At 68.5% G+C, this 19323-nt stretch carries 17 protein-coding genes; 11 read left to right on the forward strand and 6 right to left on the reverse strand.

What is annotated here, in order from left to right:
* Positions 1-51 precede the first annotated feature (51 nt).
* The 7 genes from ACW9UL_RS18030 to ACW9UL_RS18060 all read left to right on the forward strand — a co-directional run bounded on the left by ACW9UL_RS18030 (position 52) and on the right by ACW9UL_RS18060 (position 8962).
* Complete coding sequence (locus tag ACW9UL_RS18030; protein ID WP_457787851.1) at positions 52-1953, forward strand: acyl-CoA synthetase; 1902 nt, start codon at positions 52-54, stop codon at positions 1951-1953.
* Between the two features lie 189 nt (positions 1954-2142).
* Positions 2143-3081 carry a GGDEF domain-containing protein gene (locus ACW9UL_RS18035; protein WP_397498586.1) on the forward strand — a complete coding sequence of 313 codons (939 nt, stop codon included), beginning with the start codon at positions 2143-2145 and terminating at the stop codon, positions 3079-3081.
* Between the two features lie 100 nt (positions 3082-3181).
* Positions 3182-4342 (forward strand): dipeptidase, encoded by a 1161-nt coding sequence (locus ACW9UL_RS18040; protein WP_457787852.1) that lies wholly within the window; start codon positions 3182-3184, stop codon positions 4340-4342.
* 110 nt (positions 4343-4452) lie between these two features.
* Positions 4453-5910 (forward strand): ATP-dependent RNA helicase RhlB, encoded by a 1458-nt coding sequence (gene rhlB / locus ACW9UL_RS18045; RefSeq protein ID WP_122108866.1) that lies wholly within the window; start codon positions 4453-4455, stop codon positions 5908-5910.
* 250 nt (positions 5911-6160) lie between these two features.
* On the forward strand, positions 6161-7120 hold the full coding sequence (locus tag ACW9UL_RS18050; RefSeq protein ID WP_457787853.1) for an ornithine cyclodeaminase family protein: 960 nt from the start codon (positions 6161-6163) through the stop codon (positions 7118-7120).
* 2 nt (positions 7121-7122) lie between these two features.
* Positions 7123-8250: an NAD(P)/FAD-dependent oxidoreductase gene (locus tag ACW9UL_RS18055; RefSeq protein ID WP_457787854.1), complete on the forward strand. Its 1128-nt coding sequence runs from the start codon at positions 7123-7125 to the stop codon at positions 8248-8250.
* 82 nt (positions 8251-8332) lie between these two features.
* On the forward strand, positions 8333-8962 hold the full coding sequence (locus tag ACW9UL_RS18060) for a helix-turn-helix transcriptional regulator (protein ID WP_021442469.1): 630 nt from the start codon (positions 8333-8335) through the stop codon (positions 8960-8962).
* Positions 8963-9000: 38 nt separating this feature from the next.
* On the opposite strand, the gene ycaC is transcribed toward ACW9UL_RS18060, so the two are convergent.
* Positions 9001-9615, reverse strand: a complete 615-nt coding sequence (gene ycaC, locus ACW9UL_RS18065) for an isochorismate family cysteine hydrolase YcaC (RefSeq protein ID WP_021442468.1) — start codon at positions 9613-9615, stop codon at positions 9001-9003.
* A 179-nt stretch (positions 9616-9794) separates the two neighbouring features.
* On the opposite strand from ycaC, the gene ACW9UL_RS18070 reads away from it, so the two are divergent.
* Positions 9795-10718 carry a LysR family transcriptional regulator gene (locus tag ACW9UL_RS18070; protein WP_457787855.1) on the forward strand — a complete coding sequence of 308 codons (924 nt, stop codon included), beginning with the start codon at positions 9795-9797 and terminating at the stop codon, positions 10716-10718.
* Between the two features lie 2 nt (positions 10719-10720).
* Here the strand turns inward: ACW9UL_RS18070 and ACW9UL_RS18075 are convergent, their stop codons facing one another.
* The 3 genes from ACW9UL_RS18075 to ACW9UL_RS18085 form a co-directional block, all read right to left on the reverse strand.
* Positions 10721-11023, reverse strand: coding sequence for a hypothetical protein (locus ACW9UL_RS18075; RefSeq protein WP_457787856.1), 303 nt, complete (start codon positions 11021-11023; stop codon positions 10721-10723).
* Positions 11024-11075: 52 nt separating this feature from the next.
* Positions 11076-12080, reverse strand: a complete 1005-nt coding sequence (locus ACW9UL_RS18080) for a TerC family protein (RefSeq protein ID WP_397498593.1) — start codon at positions 12078-12080, stop codon at positions 11076-11078.
* 273 nt (positions 12081-12353) lie between these two features.
* The gene (locus ACW9UL_RS18085) at positions 12354-14717 is read right to left on the reverse strand and encodes a DNA polymerase II (protein WP_457787857.1); all 2364 of its coding nucleotides are present in this window, start codon (positions 14715-14717) and stop codon (positions 12354-12356) included.
* Positions 14718-14929: 212 nt separating this feature from the next.
* Here ACW9UL_RS18085 and ACW9UL_RS18090 point away from each other — a divergent pair, with 212 nt between their 5' ends.
* From ACW9UL_RS18090 to ACW9UL_RS18100, 3 genes are read left to right on the forward strand one after another with little or no spacing between them, the layout of a single operon-like run.
* On the forward strand, positions 14930-15364 hold the full coding sequence (locus tag ACW9UL_RS18090; protein ID WP_457787858.1) for a group II truncated hemoglobin: 435 nt from the start codon (positions 14930-14932) through the stop codon (positions 15362-15364).
* Positions 15361-15699: an FKBP-type peptidyl-prolyl cis-trans isomerase gene (locus tag ACW9UL_RS18095; protein WP_122108874.1), complete on the forward strand. Its 339-nt coding sequence runs from the start codon at positions 15361-15363 to the stop codon at positions 15697-15699. The genes ACW9UL_RS18090 and ACW9UL_RS18095 overlap by 4 nt, the downstream gene beginning before the upstream one ends.
* The gene (locus tag ACW9UL_RS18100; RefSeq protein WP_457787859.1) at positions 15692-16618 is read left to right on the forward strand and encodes a class I SAM-dependent methyltransferase; all 927 of its coding nucleotides are present in this window, start codon (positions 15692-15694) and stop codon (positions 16616-16618) included. The genes ACW9UL_RS18095 and ACW9UL_RS18100 overlap by 8 nt, the downstream gene beginning before the upstream one ends.
* A 62-nt stretch (positions 16619-16680) precedes the next feature.
* Here ACW9UL_RS18100 and aotJ read toward each other — a convergent pair whose 3' ends face one another.
* Positions 16681-17457: an L-arginine-binding protein AotJ gene (gene aotJ / locus ACW9UL_RS18105; protein ID WP_021442460.1), complete on the reverse strand. Its 777-nt coding sequence runs from the start codon at positions 17455-17457 to the stop codon at positions 16681-16683.
* A 219-nt stretch (positions 17458-17676) separates the two neighbouring features.
* Complete coding sequence (norR, locus tag ACW9UL_RS18110; RefSeq protein WP_457787860.1) at positions 17677-19224, reverse strand: nitric oxide reductase transcriptional regulator NorR; 1548 nt, start codon at positions 19222-19224, stop codon at positions 17677-17679.
* Between the last annotated feature and the right edge of the window lie 99 nt (positions 19225-19323).

The raw sequence follows: 19323 nt of genomic DNA on the forward strand, positions 1-19323 counted from the left end.
TCTCCCTGAACCGGCTGCAGATACCCGCCGCCCCCACTGAGAGATGCATCAATGACGACAGCGCCGCTGATCCGCACCCTGCAGGATATCGAGCAGATCGAGAAAACCCCGCTCAGTGCTCGCGACCTGCCCGCCAGCACCTACGAGCTGATCCGCCGCACGGCCGTCGCCCAGCCGGACGCCCCGGCGCTGTCGTTCATCCTCCAGGGCGAGGGCGAGGAACAGCCGCTGCGCCTGAGCTACGTCGAGCTGCTGGGCAAGATCACCCAGACCGCCAACGCCTTCCACCGCCTCGGCCTGCGCCCGGGCAAGGCGGTGTCCTTCCTGCTGCCCAACCTGCCGCAGACCCACTTCACCATCTGGGGCGGCGAGGCGGCCGGCATCGTCAACGCGATCAACCCGCTGCTCGAGCCCGAGCATATCGCCGAGCTGATCCACGCCTCGGACTCCGAGCTGCTGGTCACCCTGGCGCCCTTCCCCGGCACCGACCTGTGGGCCAAGGTCGAGGCCCTGCGCGGCCAGTTGCCGGCGCTCAAGGCGGTGCTCTGCGTGGATCTCGCCAACCTGCTGCCGGAGCCCCAGCGCAGCGCGCTCAAGGCCCAGCGCGGGGCGCTGCCGGACGGCGTGCTGGACTTCGACGAGACCATCGCCGCCTGCCCGAGCGACCACCTGGAGAGCGGCCGGATCATCCAGGCCGAGGACGTCTCCAGCTACTTCCACACCGGCGGCACCACCGGCACGCCCAAGCTGGCGCCGCACAGCCACGGCAACGAGGTGGCCATGGCCTACAGCATGAACCTGGTGACCCGCTTCGCCCCCGGCGACGTGACCCTCTGCGGCCTGCCGCTGTTTCACGTCAACGGCGTGATCGTCACCGGCCTGACCGCCTTCATCGGCGGCGCCGAGGTGCTGCTGGCCACCGCGCAGGGCTATCGCAACCCCAAGCTGATCGGCAATTTCTGGAAGATCATCGAGCGCCACAAGGTCAGCTTCTTCAGCGGCGTGCCGACCATCTACGCCGGCCTGCTGCAGGTGCCCAGCGCGGGGCATGACCTGAGCTCGCTGAAATACGCCCTGTGCGGCGCCGCGCCGATGCCGGTGGCGCTGATCCGCCAGTTCGAGGCCAAGACCGGACTGTGCCTGATCGAAGGCTACGGCCTGACCGAAGGCACCTGCGGCAGCTGCGCCAATCCGCCGGCCGGCGAACGCCGCCCCGGCTCCATCGGCCTGCGCATGCCCTACTGCGAGGTGCGCATCAAGCTGCTCGACGAGCAGGGACAGTACCTGCGCGAGGCCGCGCCCAACGAGATCGGCAACCTGTGCATCCGCGGCGCCACGGTGTTCAAGGGCTACCTGCAGGCGAGCAAGAACGCCGGCATCTGGGTCGACGGCGACTGGTTCAATACCGGCGACCTCGGCCGCATGGACGAAGACGGCTACATCTGGCTGACCGGGCGCAGCAAGGACCTGATCATCCGCGGCGGCCACAATATCGACCCGCAGCTGATCGAGGAGGCGCTGCACAAGCACCCGGCCGTGGCCCTGGCCGCCGCCGTCGGCAAGCCGGACGAGAAGGCCGGCGAACTGCCGGTGGTCTACGTCCAGCTCAAGCCCGGCGCCCAGGCCGGCGAGGCCGAGCTGCTCGAACATGCCGCCGCGCATATTCCCGAGCGCGCCGCGGTGCCCAGGGACGTCTGGATAGTCGAGGCCATCCCGCTGACCGCGGTGGGCAAGACCTTCAAGCCGGCGCTACGCTTCGATGCCATCGCCCGCGTCTACCAGGCGGCGCTGGCCGAGCTGGAGCCGGCGATCCGTGTCGAGGTGCTCGGCGACGACCAGGCCGGCCAGCTCGCCCATATCCACCTGCCGCGCCGCGACCCGGCGCTGGCCGCGGCCGTGCGCGAACGCCTAGCCGGCTTCGCCGTCGGCCACCGCCTCCACCTACCCGACTGAGGACGCCGCGCAGGGACGCGCGCCAGTCGACAGCCTGGCACCAACGTACAACCGCTGGTCGGCCGAACTTTGGCCGAGCATTGCCAGGGGCCCGACCCGGGAATAATGTCGAGACGCTGTTGCACCACGACAAGGAGCGTTTGCGATGCCATCTGGCCTCGACGCCCCGCCAGGCCCGGCAACATCGCGATGAAACCGGCGCACTGGCAGGCAGACCTGCAGCAAATCCAACGACTGCGACTGTTCCACAAGGTCGCCGCCAGCAGCCTCGACCAGTTGCTGCGGGAATTCCGCGCCTGCGAACTGGAGGCCGGCGAAGTCCTGCTCTCCCCGTTCAACCGCAACCAGCACCTCTACCTGCTGATCGAGGGCCAGCTGCGCGTCTACCTCGGCTCGCTGGACAACCAGCCGGTCGGCACCCTGGAAGTCGGCGACTGCGCCGGTGAGATCAGCTTCATCGACAACGAGCATCCCAGCGCCTACGTGGTCGCCGAGCGGCCCTCCACCGTGCTGCGCCTGCACCGCGAGTCGCTGATCGCGCTGTTCCAGCAATCGCCGCAACTGATGCAGAACCTCCTGGAGCTGCTTTGCGAACGGGTGCGCCGGGGCAACCGGCTGATCCTCGACAGCGAGCAGAACGCCAATATCGACACCCTCACCGGCAGCTTCAACCGGCGCTGGCTGGAGCACGTGTTCGAGCGCGAAAGCACCCGCTGCGCCTTCAACGACGAGCCGCTGTCGCTGCTGATGCTGGATGTCGACCACTTCAAGGCCTACAACGACCAGCACGGCCACCTGGCCGGCGACTACGCCCTGTGCCTGGTCGCCCATACCCTGCGCAACCAGCTGCGGCCGAAGGACAGCCTGGTGCGCTTCGGCGGCGAGGAGTTCGTCATCCTCCTGCCGGAGATCGCCGACCAGGGCGCGCGCGGCATCGGCGAGCGCCTGCGCCAGAGCCTGGAACGCATCGGCTCCTTCTATTCGCCGGTCGGCGTGCTGCCGGGGGTGACCATCTCCATCGGCCTGGCGCAGATGCGCCACCAGGACAGCCTGCAGAGCCTGATCGCCCGCGCCGACGCCGCGCTATACCAGGCCAAGCAGCAGGGGCGCAACTGCCTCTGCGGTTAAGCCCTGCTCACCATGGTGCGCAGGGCGCACCCTACTCCAGGGTGCACCGCTTCCCTGCTAGAGTGGCCGGCATAACAACACGCCTGGATGGCCACCCTTTATGCGCAAACTGCTGATCGCCCTGCTGCTGGTTCCCCTCTCCGCCCTGGCCGTGCTGGGCCTGCCTCAAGTCATCGACGCACAGATGAACAGCGTCGCCTCGCCGCCGCCCTACCCCGCCAGCGCCAGCGCGCAGCAGCTGCACCAGGGCCTGTTCGTCGCCGACCTGCACGACGACGCCCTGCTCTGGGAACGCGACCTGCTCAAACGCTACGACTATGGCCACTCCGACCTGCCGCGCATGCTCGAAGGGCGCCTCGGCCTGCAGGTGTTCTCCACCGTGACCAAGACCCCGCGCGGGCTGAACATGGAAAGCAATGCCGGCGACAGCGACAACATCACCCTGCTGGCCATGGCCCAGCGCTGGCCGCGCGCGACCTGGGACAGCCTGCTGCAGCGCGCGCTGTACCAGGCCGAGAAACTGCGCGAGGCCGCAGACGCCAGCGACGAGCGCCTGGTGCTGATCCGCAACCGCGCCGAGCTGACCCGCTTCGTCGAGGCCTGGCGGCAGGATCCGCAGCGAGTCGCCGCGCTGCTCGCCACCGAGGGCCTGCAGCCCATCGAGGGCAAACTGGAGAACGTCGACGCGCTGTACGACGCCGGTTTCCGCATCGCCGGCCTGACCCACTTCTTCGACAATGAAGTCGGCGGCTCGGCCCATGGCCTGGAGAAAGGCGGCCTGACCCCGTTGGGTCGCCAGGTGATCGAACGCCTGGAAGAGAAAGCCATGCTGGTCGACCTGGCCCACGCCTCGCGGCCGCTGATCGACGACGTGCTGGCCATGGCCACGCGCCCGGTGCTGGTGTCACACACCGGCGTCGAGGGCACCTGCCCCGGCACGCGCAACCTCAGCGACAAGCACCTGCAGGCCATCGCCGCCACCGGCGGGGTGATCGGCATCGGCTACTGGAGCACCGCGGTGTGCGACACCTCGGTCGCCGCCATCGTCCGCGCCATCCGTTATACGGCGGACAAGGTCGGCGTCGCGCACGTGGCCCTGGGCTCGGACTTCAACGGCACCGTGCACACGCCGTTCGACGTCACCGGCCTGGCCCAGCTCACCGAAGGCCTGCAGGGCGCCGGCTTCTCCCCCGAGCAGATCGCCGCGATCATGGGCGGCAACGTGCAGCGCCTGCTGCTGGCCAGCCTGCCGGCGAAATAAGCCGCCCAGCGCGTTCGCCCCTTGACAGGGGCGAGCGAGGCACTTCGCCGCGCCCGCGTCTTGCATTACACTGGCGGCCGTTCATTCCTTAACCAATCGATGAGAAGCCCGTGCTCAAAGCACTCAAGAAAATGTTCGGCAAAGCTGAAGGCGAACTGCCCCAACCGGCCACCGCGCCCGTAGCGCCCGCCCAGGCCCAGGCCGGCGGTCAGGAAAAACCCAGCCGCATGCCCAAGCCTGCGCGCCAGCCCGAGACCGCTGCCGCCAGCGCGGCAACCAGCGCGGAACGCCCCGCCCGTCCGGCCAAGGCCGACAAGCCGCGCCGCGAGCGCCCGGCCAAGCCGGTGGACACCTGGAAGCTGGAAGACTTCGTGGTCGAGCCGGTCGAAGGCAAGACCCGCTTCCACGACTTCAAGCTGGCCCCCGAGCTGATGCACGCCATCCACGACCTCGGCTTCCCCTACTGCACGCCGATCCAGGCCGGCGTGCTGGGCTACACCCTCAAGGGCCAGGACGCCATCGGCCGGGCCCAGACCGGCACCGGCAAGACCGCCGCCTTCCTCATTTCGATCATCACCCAGCTGCTGCAGACGCCGCCGCCGAAAGAGCGCTACATGGGCGAGCCGCGCGCGCTGATCATCGCGCCGACCCGCGAGCTGGTGGTGCAGATCGCCAAGGACGCCGCCGCGCTGACCAAGTACACCGGCCTCAACGTCATGCAGTTCGTCGGTGGCATGGACTTCGACAAGCAGCTCAAGCAGCTCGAATCGCGCTTCTGCGACATCCTGGTGGCCACCCCGGGCCGCCTGCTGGACTTCAACCAGCGCGGCGAGGTGCACCTGGACATGGTCGAGGTGATGGTGCTCGACGAAGCCGACCGCATGCTCGACATGGGCTTCATCCCCCAGGTGCGCCAGATCATCCGCCAGACCCCGATGAAGGGCGAGCGCCAGACCCTGCTGTTCTCCGCCACCTTCACCGACGACGTGATGAACCTGGCCAAGCAGTGGACAGTCAACCCGGCCATCGTCGAGATCGAGCCGGAGAACGTCGCCAGCGACAGCGTCGAGCAGCACGTCTACGCCGTGGCCAGCAGCGACAAGTACAAGCTGCTGTACAACCTCATCACGCAGAACGACTGGACGCGGGTGATGGTCTTCGCCAACCGCAAGGACGAGGTGCGCCGCATCGAGGAACGCCTGACCCGCGACGGCGTCAGCGCCGTGCAGATGTCCGGTGACGTGCCGCAGCACAAGCGCATCCGCGCCCTGGAGGGCTTCCGCGAGGGCAAGATCCGCGTCATGGTCGCCACCGACGTGGCCGGCCGCGGCATCCACGTCGACGCCATCAGCCACGTGATCAACTTCACCCTGCCGGAAGACCCGGACGACTACGTGCACCGCATCGGCCGTACCGGCCGCGCCGGCAGCAGCGGCACCTCGATCAGCTTCGCCGGCGAGGACGACGCCTTCGCCCTGCCGCCGATCGAGGCGCTGATCGGGCGCAAGATCCAGTGCGAGATGCCGCCGGACGAACTGCTCAAGCCGGTGCCGCGCAAGCACCACTGAGCCGCGCCGCCGCTCCAGCAGAAGGCGAAGCCCCAGGGCTTCGCCTTTTTTGTTGGCGATGTCAGCGCGGGTCGTTGCATAGCCTGCAGGAGCGGATTTATCCGCGAAATACGCCCGGGCGCCATCGCGCCTCTGCCGACAGCAGCTTCGTCCATGCGTCATCCTCGGACAGCCGGCGGCCATGCCCCTTGTCGAGAAGATACCAATAAGTCCAGAATGGACAAATAAGTTCATTCCGGATACCGCCGCCATGCCCAGCACCCCGCCCTATCTGATCCATCGGGCCGAAGCCGCCCAACTCCTCGCCCGCGTCGATGTCGTGCAGGCCATGCGCGAGCTGTTCCGCAGCCTGGCGCGCGGCCAGGCGGTGCAGCCAGCGCAGCAGCTGGTGGAGTTTCCCGGCGGCGGCGACTTCATCAACTACCTCGGCGTGCTGGCCGAGCAGCGCGTCTACGGGGTCAAGACCTCGCCCTACATCCCCGGCGAGCGCGGCGCCATCGTCACCGCCTGGACCCTGCTGATGTCGATGGACGACGGCCAGCCGCTGCTGCTGTGCGATGCCGGCGAACTCACCACCGCCCGCACCGCGGCTACCACCGCCGTGGCGGTGGACGCCCTGGCGCCGGCCGCGGCCAACCGCCTGGCGGTGATCGGCAGCGGCCCGGTGGCGCGCGCCCATGTGCGTTACGCGCAGGGCCTGCGCGACTGGCAGAGCATTCGCCTGTACTCGCCGAGCCTGGCCGGCAAACCCGCCACCGCGCAGCAGGAGCTGCTGCAGCTCGACCCGCGCCTGCAGCTGTGCGCCAGCCAGGCCGAGGCCTGCGCCGATGCCGAGGTGATCATGCTGTGCACCTCCTCGGCCGGCCCGGTGCTCGACCCCGCCACGCTCGAGCAGCCCGCGCTGATCACCTCGATCAGCACCAACGCGCCGCGCGCCCACGAGGTGCCGCCGGCCAGCCTGGCGCAGATGGACGTCTACTGCGACTACCGCGCCACCACCCCGGCCAGCGCCGGCGAGATGCGCCTGGCCAGCGAGCAGCACCTGTGGGACCGCGCGCTGATCCGCGGCGACCTGGCCGAGCTGCTCGACGGCTCGGCGCCCCTGCCCGACTACCGCCGTCCGGCATTCTTCCGCTCCATCGGCCTGGGTCTGGAAGACGTCGCCCTGGCCCAGGCGCTCCACCAACTCAAGCAGGCCGCGGAGGGCTGAGCATGCAACACGCCGACTACCTGATCGTCGGCGCCGGTATCGCCGGCGCCTCCACCGGCTACTTCCTCGCCGGCCAGGGCAAGACCATCGTCCTCGAACGCGAGAGCCAGCCCGGCTACCACAGCACCGGCCGTTCGGCGGCGCTGTACACCGTGGCCTACGGCACGCCGCAGGTGCGCGCGCTGACCGCCGCCAGCCGCGCCTTCTACGACGCGCCGCCGCCCGGCTTCGCCGAGCACCCGCTGCTCAGCCCGCGCGGCGAACTTGTGGTGGACTTCAGCGGCGATGCCGCCGAGCTGCAGCGCCAGTTCGACGACGCCCGCGCCCAGGTGCCCGAGGCCCGCCTGCTCGATGCCGACCAGGCCTGCGCGCTGGTGCCGGTGCTGCGCCGCGACAAGGTCCAGGGCGCCCTGTTCGACCCCAGCGCCGCCGACATCGACACCGATGCCCTGCACCAGGGCTACCTGCGCGGCATTCGCCAGCAGGGCGGGGAAATCCACAACGATCGCGAGGTGCAGGCCATCGCCCGCGACGGCGACGCCTGGCTGGTCGACTGCGGCGCCGAGCAGTACCGCGCGCCGGTGCTGGTCAACGCCGCCGGCGCCTGGTGCGACGAGCTCGCCGGGCTGGCCGGGGTCGCCCCCATCGGCCTGGTGCCCAAGCGCCGCGCCGCCTTCACCTTCCACGGCCCGGAGGGCGTCGACTGTCACGCCTGGCCCTGCGTGGTGGATCTGCACGAAGCCTTCTACTTCAAGCCCGACGCCGGCCAGCTGCTCGGCTCGCCGGCCAACGCCGACCCGGTGGCGCCGCACGACGTGCAGCCGGAGGAGCTGGACATCGCCATGGGCATCTACCAGATCGAGGAGCACACCAGCCTGAGCATCCGCCGCCCGGCGCACACCTGGGCCGGGCTGCGCAGCTTCGTCGCCGACGGCGACCTGGTGGCCGGCTACGACGGCCAGGCCGAGGGCTTCTTCTGGGTCGCCGCCCAGGGCGGCTACGGCATCCAGACCAGCGCGGCGATGGGTCAGGCCAGCGCCGCGCTGATCCGCCGCCAGCCGCTGCCCGAGGCGCTGACCCGCTTCGGCCTCGACGAAGCCATGCTCAGCCCGGCGCGGCTGCGCCAGTAGCCCAGATGCAGTCCGGGGGTGCCTTGATGACGCCCCCGGCGCTTTGCGGCACACTCGTCGCGCCGACCCAGGAGCCCACCGCATGACGCCCCGCCCCGCCGCCGATCTCGACAACTACCGCGCCATCGCCGACGCCATCGCCACCCTGTTCTTCCCCCACGCCGAGGTGGTGCTGCACGACCTGCGGACGCAGAAGATCGACCATATCGCCAACAACATCTCCAAGCGCGCGGTGGGCGATGACGCCGCCCTGGAGGACATGCTCGACGACGCCGGCGACGCACGCAGCATCGGCCCCTACGAGAAGCTCAACTGGGACGGGCAGAAGATCCGCTCGGTCAGCAGCGTGCTGCGCGACGCCGGCGGCAAGCCGGTCGCGGTGCTGTGCATCAACCTCAATATCTCGCTGTTCGAGAGCGCCCGTCAGGCACTCGACCTGTTCCTCTCGGCGAACAAGCTGATCCCCCAGCCCGACGCGCTGTTTCGCGACGACTGGCAGGAACGTATCAACACCTTCCTCCACGCCTGGCTGCGCCAGCGCCAGCTAGGCCTCAACCTGCTGACCCGCGAGCACAAGCGCGAACTGGTCGAGGCGCTGCACGCCGAAGGCGCGTTCAAGGGCAAGAGCGCCGCCAACTACGTGGCCAACGTGCTGAACATGGGCCGGGCGACGGTGTACAAGCACCTCAAGGAAATCAAGGGCGAAAGCTGAGAGCCAGCCCGCCGGCAAGCGCCGGCGGGCCCGCCGCGTCACTTCTGGCTGTAGCTCTGGATCAGGTTGGCGTAGGCCGGCAGGTGGCCGCCGAGGATGCCGCCGAAGCCTTCGATGTCGTTGCGCCAGTCGCGGTGCAGTTCGCAACCGACGCTGAACCAGTTGAGCATCTGCGCCCCGGCGTGGGCCATGCGCATCAGCGCGGCGTCGCGCACGCTGGTGTTGAAGGTGCCCGAGGCGTCGGTGACGACGAACACCTCATAGCCGGCCTGCAGCGCCGACAGGGTCGGGAAGGCCACGCAGACGTCGGTGACCACCCCGGCGATGATCAGCTGCTTGCGCCCGGTGGCCTCGATGGCCTTGACGAAATCGGCGTTGTCCCAGGCGTTGATCTGCCCCGGCCGGGCGATATAGGGCGCATCGGGGAACATGGCCTTGAGCTCGGGCACGATCGGCCCGTTGGGGCCATTCTCGAAGCTGGTGGTGAGGATGGTCGGCAGGTTGAAGAACTTGGCGATGTCGGCCAGCGCCAGCACGTTGTTCTTGAACTCGTCCGGCGTGTAGTCGCGCACCAGCGAGAGCAGGCCGGCCTGGTGGTCGACCAGCAACACGACGGCATCGTCCTTGTTCAGGCGGTTATAGGTGAAAGACATGGCGCAGCCTCCTGTAGCGGTGAGGGAGCCCGGTTGCGGGCGTGAACCCAAAGCCTAGCCCGACTCGGTGGCCTCGACCTCCCGCCGCTCGACGAAATGGTTTTTCGCTCAAACCGAACAATCCAACTCCCGGCGAGGCGTTATGCTGAACGGCACACTGGCTCAACGCGTACACCGCCATGAAACTGGATATTGCGGAAATCGAGACCTTTCTGCGCGTCGCCGAACTGGGCAGCGTCAGCCTGGCCGCCCAGCAGCTGGGGGTGGCCAAGTCGGTGGTGAGCAAACGCCTCAGCGACCTGGAACGCCACCTCGGCGCCCGCCTGCTGTTCCGCTCGACGCGCAAGGTCGCCCCGACCGACAGCGGCCAGCGCTTCTACCGCCAGGCCAGGGCCGCGCTCGAAGAACTGCGGGCCGCTGCCGAGGCCGTCGCCAGCGAGGACGGCAGCCTGGCCGGCAGCCTGCGCATCCTCGCACCGATGAGCTTCGGCACGCTGTGGCTGGCGCCGCAACTGACGAGCTTCATGCGCCTGCATCCGCAACTGGAAGTGGCGCTGCAACTGGACGACCGGGTCAGCGACTTCGAGCGCGAGGGCTACGACCTGTGCCTGCGCATCTCGCGCCTGCACGACCGCGCGCTGATCGCCCGCCGCCTGGGCAGCAGCCCGCGGGTGGTGTGCTGCAGCCCGGACTACATCCGCGCCCACGGCGCCCCCGAGCGCCTCGAGCAGCTGCTCGAACACCCCTGCATCGGTTACTGCAACCTGAGCGCCGAACAGCTCTGGTCGTTCGACGACCCCGCCGCGCCACAGCGCCCGCTGACCCTGGCGCCCGGCGGGCGCTTCACCAGCAACAACGGCGAGGCCATGCGCGATGCGGCGCTGGCCGGACTGGGCCTGGCGGTGCTGCCGCGCTTTATCGTCCAGCCCGACCTGCAGGCCGGCCGCCTGCTGCAGGTACTGCCCGACGCGCGGCCCACGGCCGATGAGATCCACGCCCTCTACCCGCGTTCGCACCGCGCCTCGGTCAAGATCCAGGCGCTGTGCGACTTCCTCCAGCAGGCGCTGCACGCGGCTGCCTGGACGACCGACGGCGCGCGCTGAGCTCAGGTTTCCACGCCTGGCTCGAAGCCTTCGCCCGCGGCATCCGGCTCGGCCTCGGGCTGCTCGGCCGGCTCTTCCTGCGCAGGCTTGCCGAGCGCCTGGTTGGCCGACTCCTGCAGCCTGTCGACCTGCTTGTTCAGCTGCTCCACCGCCTCGCCGACGGCGTCGTCGAGCAGGGCCTGGGCCTGCTGCTCGGTTTCCTCGACGAGCTTCTGGGCGGACTGCTCGGCCGCCTCGCATCCGGCCAGAACGACCAGCGCCAGGCCGAGCGCGGAAAGGGAAAGGCTGCGTAACGGGCTATGCATACAACGTCCTCTTGGGCGACGCCTGCGCGTCGGTCGATGGGGGATGGGGCGCTCAGTCCGCGAGCGATTTCGGCGCGCTCGCCGGCGGCTGGCCACGGGTCTTGTACAGCGACAGCAGCACGCCACCGATCAGCAGGCCGAGGGTCACGCTCAGCGACACCGCCGCCGGAATCTTGCCGATGATACCGACCAGGAAGATCTTCGCGCCGATGAACACCAGCACCAGGGCCAGCGCGTACTTGAGGTAGGCGAAGCGGTGGATCAGCGCCGCCAGGGCGAAGTACAGGGCACGCAGGCCGAGGATGGCGAAGATGTTCGAGGTGTAGACGATGAACGGATCCTGGGTGATGGCGAAGATCGCCGGCACGCTGTCGATGGCGAACATCAGGTCGGCGCACTCGATCAGAATCAGCGCCAGGAACAGCGGTGTCACCCACAGCACGCTGCGGCCGTTGCCGTCGTCCTGACGCACGAAGAAGCGCTCGCCATGCAGCTCATCGGTCACGCGCAGGTGCTTGCGCAGGAACTTCACCAGCAGGTTGTTTTCCAGATCGGGCGCATCGTCGAGCTTGGCGAACAGCATCTTCACCCCGGTGAAGAACAGGAAGGCGCCGAACACGTAGAGGATCCAGGCGAACTCGTGGATCAGCGCGGCGCCCAGGCCGATCATGATGGCGCGCAGCACCAGCACGCCCATGATCCCCCAGAACAGCACCTTGTGCTGGTACTGCCGCGGGATCGCCAGGAAGCTGAAGATCATCGCCATGAGGAACACGTTGTCCATCGACAGCGATTTTTCGATCAGAAAGCCGGTGAGGTAATCCATGCTGGCGTCGCCGCCTTTCTGGAAGAACACCCAGACGCCGAACAGCAGACCCGCGGTGATGTAGCCAGCGGACAGCAGCAGGCTCTCGCGCACGCCGATTTCGCGGTTGTCGCGATGCAGCACGCCCAGGTCGAAGGCCAGCAGGGAGATGACGACGGCGATGAAGACCAGCCACAGCCAGGTGGCGGTACCGAGGAACTCGGCGAAGAGAAACGGTTCTAGGGCAGTCATGGAGCCCCTCCTACAGTCAGATTGAACAGACTGTGATTCCGACATCGCGGTGTTAACCGCCAGAGGGGCCCGGCATCACGGCGCAAAGATACTCAGGCGACGAACACCGCTCAACCGCGCAGAGTTTGCAAAGTATTTCCCGTTTTCCGCCGCCCCAAGGGACCGCAGCCGCCTTGATGCGCCCGCTTGCCGGCGATCGGCCCTACGGCGCCAGGATCGCCCGCAAGCGGGCTCCTGTGGGGTTCGCTGTCGCACTGAACCTTGGCGAAGGTTTCAGAACAACCCCAGCTGCCCGTCCACCAGGCGCTCGAAATCGCCGCCGACGAAGGGCAGGATGGCATCGGCCACCGGCTTCAGCTGGCGACTGAGGTAGTGCTCGTAGTCGATGGGCGACAGCAGGCACTCCAGCGGCTGCGGCCCGGCGGTGGTGATCAGGTAGCCGATCCAGCCGCCGCGCTGGTACTGCAGCGGCCGGCCGAGGCGCTGGTTGTGCTCGTCGGCGCTGCGCGCGGCGCGCACGTGCGGCGGCACGTTGCGCTGGTAGTCGTCGAGGCGCCGACGCAGGCGTTTGCGATAGACCAGCAGCTCGTCCAGCTCGCCGGCCAGGGTGCGTTTGACGTAGTCGCGCACGTAGTCCTCATAGGGCTGGCCGGCGAACACCAGGCGGTACAGCTCCTGCTGGAAGCGCTGGGCCAGCGGCGACCAGTCGCTGCGCACCGTCTCCAGGCCCTTGAACACCATGCGTTCGCTGCCATCCGCCGCACGCACCAGGCCGGCGTAGCGCTTCTTGCTGCCCTCCTCGGTGCCGCGAATAGTGGGCATCAGAAAGCGCCGGTAATGGGTCTCGAACTGCAGCTCCAGGGCGCTGCTCAGGCCGTATTCGTTGTGCAGGTGCTCGCGCCACCAGGCATTGACCCTTGATACCAGGGTGCGGCCGATCTGCGCCGCCTCGGCCTCGTCGTGGGCGCGGCCGAGCCAGACGAAGGTCGAATCGGTGTCGCCGTAGATCACCGCATAACCCTCGGCTTCGATCAGCTCGCGGGTGCGCTTCATGATCTGGTGCCCGCGCAGGGTGATGGACGAAGCCAGGCGCGGGTCGAAGAAGCGGCAGCCACTGGAGCCGAGCACCCCGTAGAAGGCGTTCATGATGATCTTCAGCGCCTGCGACAAGGCAGCGTTGCCGTCGCGCTTGGCCGCCTCGCGCCCCTGCCAGACCCGCTCGACTATGGCCGGCAGGCAGTGCCGGGTGCGCGAGAAGCGCGCGCCGCGAAAACCTTCCACCGAATGCGCGTCGTCCGGCTGCTGCAACCCTTCCACCAGGCCCAGCGGGTCGATCAGGAAGCTGCGGATGATCGAGGGATACAGGCTCTTGTAATCCAGCACCAGCACCGAGTCGTACAGACCGGGGCGCGAATCCATGACGAAACCGCCAGGGCTGTTCTCGCCGCGAATGTCGCCGAGGTTCGGCGCGACGAAGCCCAGGCGGTGCATCGGCGGCAGGTACAGGTGAGTGAAGGCCGCCACCGAACCGCCGCTGCGGTCGGCGGCCAGGCCGGTGACGCTGGAGCGCTCGAGGAGGAAGGCGAGCAGGTCGGTGTGGGCGAAGATGCGCGTGACCAGCTCGCAGTCCTTGAGGTTGTAGTGCGCCAGCGCCGGCTTGTCCTCGTCGAACATGCGCTGGATCTCGTCCATCCGCGCGTAGGGGGTGTCGATGGCCTTGCCTTCGCCGAGCAGGGTCTGCGCCACCGACTCCAGACTGAACGAGGGGAAGCTCCAGGTCGCCGAGCGCAGCGCCTCGATGCCGTCGATGATCAGCCGCCCGGCGGCCTCGGCGAAGTAGTGCTGGCTGCTGTTGTGCTGGCGCCAGCCCATCACGTCGCCACCGCGGCCCAGGCGCAGCGGCACCTTGAGCTGCTCGGCGTGCTCGCGCAGTACGCGCAGGTCGAACTGCACCAGGTTCCAGCCGATGATGGCGTCGGGATCAAAGCGCGCCAGCCAGCCATTCAGCCGTTCGAGCAGGGCCTTGCGGCTGTCGCAGTACTCCAGCTCGAAATCCACGCCGCCGGCATCGCCATTGGCCGGCCCGAGCATATACACCTGGCGCTGGCCGCAGCCCTCCAGAGCGATGGAATACAGCTCGCCGCGGGCGCTGGTCTCGATATCCAGCGACACCAGGCGCAGCGTCGGGCGGTAATCGGCGGCGGGCTTGAGCGACGTGCACAGCAGGCTGCCGTCTTCCTGGGCAGTGCCATGAAAGCTGACGGAGGCGGTGATAAAGCGCTCCATCAGGTAGCGCTCCGGTGGGCGGATATCGGCCTCGTAGACGTCCACGCCGACCTGGCGCAGCTTCTTCTCCAGCTGCAGCAACTGGCGGTACTGGCGGCAGTACAGGCCCAGTACCGGGCGGCGCTTGAAGTCGCGCAGGGCCAGCTCGCGCAGCTCGACGCCCTTTTCATCGCGCAGCAGCGGCTCGGCCCAGGCGCGCTGCTCGGCCGGGATAAAGGCCACCGACTCCTGCCGCGGCAGGCGCACCTGGCGCGGGCCGCCATCGGTGGCCAGCCAGAAGGCCACTTCGGTGCCTTCCGGCGTGTCGCGCCAATGGCGGCTGAGCACGAAGCCTTGCTGGGGTTGCGTCATGGGGATTGGGTCACTGGTTCCACGGCAGGTCACGGGCAAACTGTAGGAGCGGCTTTCGGCTCTGGCATCCGGCTTCGCCCTACCTCCTGCATCCATGCAGTCGTAGCCGCGATAGTCGCCGCTAAAGCGCCTCCCACAGGGGCGTGTGCTTCAAACTGGCCGAGCATTCTACGCCAGCGGTTACAATGGCGCCTTTTCCGCGGAGCGCTTCGATGAGCAGCCATCCTCCCTACGGCACGGGCGACGCCTCCTACCAGGCGGCCGGCGGCAGCGACGGCCTGCGCCGCCTGGTCGACGACTTCTACCGGCTGATGGACGAGCGCGCCGAGGCCGTCGCCCTGCGCGCCCTGCACCCGGCCGACCTGAGCGCCTCGCGCGACAAGCTGGCCCGTTTCCTCAGCGGCTGGCTGGGCGGCCCGCGGCTGTTCGCCGAGAAATACGGCAGCATCAGCATCCCCAGCTTCCATGCCCAATGGCCGATCGACGCGGCCCTCGCCGAGAGCTGGCTGGACTGCATGGCCCGCGCCATCGCCCTGCAGCCCTATGAACCGGCCTTCGCCGACTACCTGCTGGCCCAGTTGCGCGTGCCCGCGCAGCGCATCGTCCAGGCCAGCCACAACCGACACCAGAGTGGAAAACCGACATGAGCCTCGAGCTGATCATCGAAGACCTGCAACCGGGCGACGGCAAGGCCGTGGTCAAGGGCGCCCTGATCACCACCCAGTACCGCGGCTGGCTGGAGGACGGCAGCGAGTTCGACTCCTCCTACTCGCGCGGCAAGCCCTTCCAGTGCGTGATCGGCACCGGCCGGGTGATCAAGGGCTGGGACCAGGGCCTGATGGGCATGCAGGTGGGCGGCAAGCGCAAGCTGCTGGTGCCCGCGCACCTGGGCTATGGCGAGCGCACCATGGGTTCGATACCGCCAAACGCCAACCTGATCTTCGAAATCGAGCTGCTGGAAGTGTTGACCCGCGATGACTGACGCCGCCCTCGTCACCCTGCGCGAGCATTTGTTGAATGCGCTGGCGCACCATCCGGGCGCCGAAACCCGCCGTCTGTTCCACGGTCGTGGCCGCTGCTGGCCGGGGCTGGAGCAGATCACCGTCGACTGGCTGTCCGGAATCGTCCTGGTGATGCTGTTTCGCGAGCCTTCGCCGGCGTTAAAGCCGCTGCTTATCGAGCTGCTGCAGACGCCGCAGTGGCAGGCCAGCGGCGCCCGCGGCCTGCTGCTGCAGCACCGCTACGTGCAGGGTAGCGAGAGCGAATGGCTGGCCGGCGAGCCCCAGGCGCAATGGCCGATTCTCGAAGACGGCCTGCGCTACCTGCTCGACCTGGGCAGCAAGCAGAACAGCGGGCTGTTTCTCGACATGCGCCTGGGCCGCCAGTGGGTGCGTGAGCAGGCCGCCGGCAAGCGCGTGCTCAACCTGTTCGCCTACACCTGCAGCTTCTCGGTGGCGGCCATCGCCGGCGACGCCGAGCGGGTGGTCAACCTGGACATGGCGCGCGCGGCGCTGTCGCGCGGGCGCGACAACCATCGCCTGAACGAGCATGACCTCGCCCGGGTGGAGTTTCTCGGCCACGAGCTGTTCAAGTCCTGGGGCAAGGTGCGCAAGAGCGGGCCCTATGACCTGGTGATCATCGACCCGCCGAGCTTCCAGAAAGGCAGCTTCGCCCTCACCCAGGACTACCGCAAGATCCTCCGCCGCCTGCCCGAACTGCTCGGCGAGCGCGGCACCGTGCTGGCCTGCGTCAACGACCCGGATCTCGGCCCGGGCTTTCTCATCGACGGCATGGCCGAGGAGGCGCCGCAGCTGCGTTTTGTGCGGCGCCTGGACAACCCGCCGGAGTTTCCCGACATCTCGGCCGAAAGCGGCCTGAAGGCGCTGGTGTTCCAGCTGTAGCCCGATTGCAATACGGGTTGCGCCGTGCGCACCGGCCAGGATCCCGGCGCGGTGCGCCTCGTTCAGTCGCCGTAGATGTCGAAGCTGAAGTAGCGCTGCTGGATCTGCTGATACTTGCCGTTGGCGCGGATCGCGGCGATGGCGGCGTTGAGCTTGCCGAGCAGCTCGCTGTCGCCCTTGCGCACGGCGATGCCGGCGCCCTCGCCGAAGTAGGCCGGATCGGTGAAGGACGGCCCGACGAAGGCGAAGCCCTTGCCGTTGTCGGTCTTGAGGAAGCCCTCCTCCACCGGAATGGCGTCGGCCAGGGTGCCGTCCAGGCGCCCGGAGATCAGGTCCAGGTAGATTTCGTTCTGCGAGCTGTAGCGCACCACCTGCACGCCCTGGGCGGCCATCACCTCGCTGGCGAAGCGGTCGGTGGTGGTGGCGCGCTGCACGCCGATGCGCTTGCCCTTGAGGTTGGCGAAGTCGGCGTCGACCGTGCTGCCTTCCTTCATCACCAGGCGCGCCGGGCTGTAGTAGTACTTGCCGGTGAAGTCCACCGACTTGCGCCGCTCGTCGGTGATGGTCATGGACGAGAGGATGGCGTCGACCTTCTTCACCTTGAGCGAGGGAATCAGGCCGTCGAACTCCTGCTCGACCCACTGGCACTGCACCTTCATCTCGGCGCACAGGGCGTTGCCGATGTCCACGTCGAAGCCGGCGATCTCGCCGCTGGCCTCCTTGTAGGCGAACGGCGGGTAGGCCGCCTCGATACCCAGGCGCAGTGGCTTGTCGGCGGCGAACGGGCTGGAAGCCATCAGGCTCAGGGCGATGGCGCCCAGCCAGGCGAGTTTCTTCATGGACGTGTCTCCTGCTGCGGAATGAACGAGCCCGCCGCGCGCGACAAGGCGACGGAACCCGGTGGGAAGGCGAAGGGGCAGAAGCAAGGCGCGCCGGCCCACGACGAATCGAGGGGCACGCGGCGCGCGGAGGGAAATGGGGAGGACTGCATGGGTCGCTCTCGCTTATACATTAAAGTCCACTCTGGACTTTAATGTACAAATCGTCAACCCCTGCGCTCAGCGCAACCCGAGGCGTTTCGCCAACCGACTCAGATTGGCCCGATCGATCCCCAGCTCGCGCGCGGCATCGGCCCACTTGCCCTGGTGGCGCGCCAGGCATTGCTCGATCAGCCGGCGCTGGTAGGCATCCAGCGCGCTGCGCAGGTCCTGCCCCGCCGGCAGCGCGCCGGGCGCACTCTCGCCCGGCGCCTCTGCGGCCGCCACGCTCGCGGGCAGGTCCAAGTCCTGCAGCTCCAAGCTGAGAATCCGCGGCCGTTCGTCGTGGCGCGCCAGCGCCTTGAGCGCCGCGCGGCCGATCAGGTGCTCCAGCTCGCGCACGTTGCCCGGCCAGTCGTGCGCCAGCAGCGCCTTCTGCGCCTCACTACTCAGGCGCAGGCTGCGCAGGCCCAGGCGCGCGCGGTTGTCTTCGAGGAAGTAGCCGGCCAGCAGCAGCACGTCGCGGCCACGCTCGCGCAGCGGCGGCACCGGCAGCGGGTAGACGCTGAGGCGGTGATAGAGGTCGGCGCGAAAGCGCCCGGCGCGCACCTCGGCCGCCAGGTCGCGGTTGGTGGCGGCGATCACCCGCACGTCGACGCGGTGCTCGCGGTCCGAGCCGAGCCGCTGCAGCTGGCCGCTCTGCAGCACGCGCAGCAGCTTGGCCTGCACCGCCAGCGGCAGCTCGCCCACCTCGTCGAGAAACAGGCTGCCGCCGTCGGCCAGCTCGAACTTGCCGCTGCGCTCGCTGAGCGCGCCGGAGAAGGCGCCGCGCACGTGGCCGAACAGCTCGCTCTCCACCAGCGCCTCGGGCAACGCCGCGCAGTTGAGGCTGACCAGCGGCCGCTGCGCGCGCGGCGAGGCGCCGTGGATGGCTTCGGCCACCAGCTCCTTGCCGACCCCGGTTTCGCCGGTGATCAGCACGGTCAGCGGGCTGTCGCCGACCAGACGGATCTCGCCCTGCAGCTTGCGCAGCGCGGCGCTCTGGCCGATCAGCTCGCGCGGCTGCTGGCGCGCCTGCTTGTACAGCTCGGTGAGCTGGCGCTCGGTCTCCACCCGCCGGGCCAGGCCGCTGATCCGCTCGCTGGCCTTGACCGTGGCCGCCGCCAGGCTGGCGAAGGCGTCCAGGTTGTCCAGGTCGGCGCGGCCGAAGCTGGCGGGGTCCAGCGCATCCAGGGTCAGCAGGCCCCACAGCTGATCGTCCAGGTACAGCGGGCAGCCCAGGCAGTCGTGCACCTCCAGATGGCCGTGCAGCCCCTCGACCAGGCCGTCGTAGGGGTCGGGCAGGCCGCAATCGGCGGCGAAACGGGTCGGCCCGCGGTGCTCGATCAGCGCTGCCAGGCGCGGATGCTCGCTGACCTTGAAGCGCCGCCCCAGGGTGTCGGCGCTCAGGCCCTCCACCGCCAGCGGCACCAGTTGCTCGCCCTCGAGCTTGAGCAGCGCCACCGCATCGCAGGGGAACAGCTGGCGCAGGGCGGCCAGCAGGCGGCGGTAGCGCTCGCCGTCGTCCAGCTCGCGGGACAGGTCGGCAACCAGCGGGATCAGCGTCTGCAGCAGCGGGTTAGCGGTCATTTCGACAACCTAAAGTCTTTATGACTCGTATTGACCACGAGTCATTTTCACAACAATAAAAATAAGTCATTGAATTTAAAGAATAAATTAAATGGCACG

Source organism: Pseudomonas sp. PL-6 (assembly GCF_054110165.1).

Excerpts from the sequence above, each read along its gene's own strand:
- ACW9UL_RS18040 (WP_457787852.1), top strand. The coding sequence starts at position 3,182 with ATGCGCAAACTGCTGATCGCCCTGCTGCTGGTTCCCCTCTCCGCCCTG.
- ACW9UL_RS18090 (WP_457787858.1), top strand. The coding sequence starts at position 14,930 with ATGAGCAGCCATCCTCCCTACGGCACGGGCGACGCCTCCTACCAGGCG.
- norR (WP_457787860.1), bottom strand. The coding sequence starts at position 19,224 with ATGACCGCTAACCCGCTGCTGCAGACGCTGATCCCGCTGGTTGCCGAC.
- ACW9UL_RS18035 (WP_397498586.1), top strand. The coding sequence starts at position 2,143 with ATGAAACCGGCGCACTGGCAGGCAGACCTGCAGCAAATCCAACGACTG.
- ACW9UL_RS18100 (WP_457787859.1), top strand. The coding sequence starts at position 15,692 with ATGACTGACGCCGCCCTCGTCACCCTGCGCGAGCATTTGTTGAATGCG.
- ACW9UL_RS18060 (WP_021442469.1), top strand. The coding sequence starts at position 8,333 with ATGACGCCCCGCCCCGCCGCCGATCTCGACAACTACCGCGCCATCGCC.
- ACW9UL_RS18085 (WP_457787857.1), bottom strand. The coding sequence starts at position 14,717 with ATGACGCAACCCCAGCAAGGCTTCGTGCTCAGCCGCCATTGGCGCGAC.
- ACW9UL_RS18030 (WP_457787851.1), top strand. The coding sequence starts at position 52 with ATGACGACAGCGCCGCTGATCCGCACCCTGCAGGATATCGAGCAGATC.
- ACW9UL_RS18075 (WP_457787856.1), bottom strand. The coding sequence starts at position 11,023 with ATGCATAGCCCGTTACGCAGCCTTTCCCTTTCCGCGCTCGGCCTGGCG.
- ACW9UL_RS18070 (WP_457787855.1), top strand. The coding sequence starts at position 9,795 with ATGAAACTGGATATTGCGGAAATCGAGACCTTTCTGCGCGTCGCCGAA.
- ACW9UL_RS18050 (WP_457787853.1), top strand. The coding sequence starts at position 6,161 with ATGCCCAGCACCCCGCCCTATCTGATCCATCGGGCCGAAGCCGCCCAA.
- aotJ (WP_021442460.1), bottom strand. The coding sequence starts at position 17,457 with ATGAAGAAACTCGCCTGGCTGGGCGCCATCGCCCTGAGCCTGATGGCT.
- ycaC (WP_021442468.1), bottom strand. The coding sequence starts at position 9,615 with ATGTCTTTCACCTATAACCGCCTGAACAAGGACGATGCCGTCGTGTTG.
- ACW9UL_RS18080 (WP_397498593.1), bottom strand. The coding sequence starts at position 12,080 with ATGACTGCCCTAGAACCGTTTCTCTTCGCCGAGTTCCTCGGTACCGCC.
- ACW9UL_RS18095 (WP_122108874.1), top strand. The coding sequence starts at position 15,361 with ATGAGCCTCGAGCTGATCATCGAAGACCTGCAACCGGGCGACGGCAAG.
- ACW9UL_RS18055 (WP_457787854.1), top strand. The coding sequence starts at position 7,123 with ATGCAACACGCCGACTACCTGATCGTCGGCGCCGGTATCGCCGGCGCC.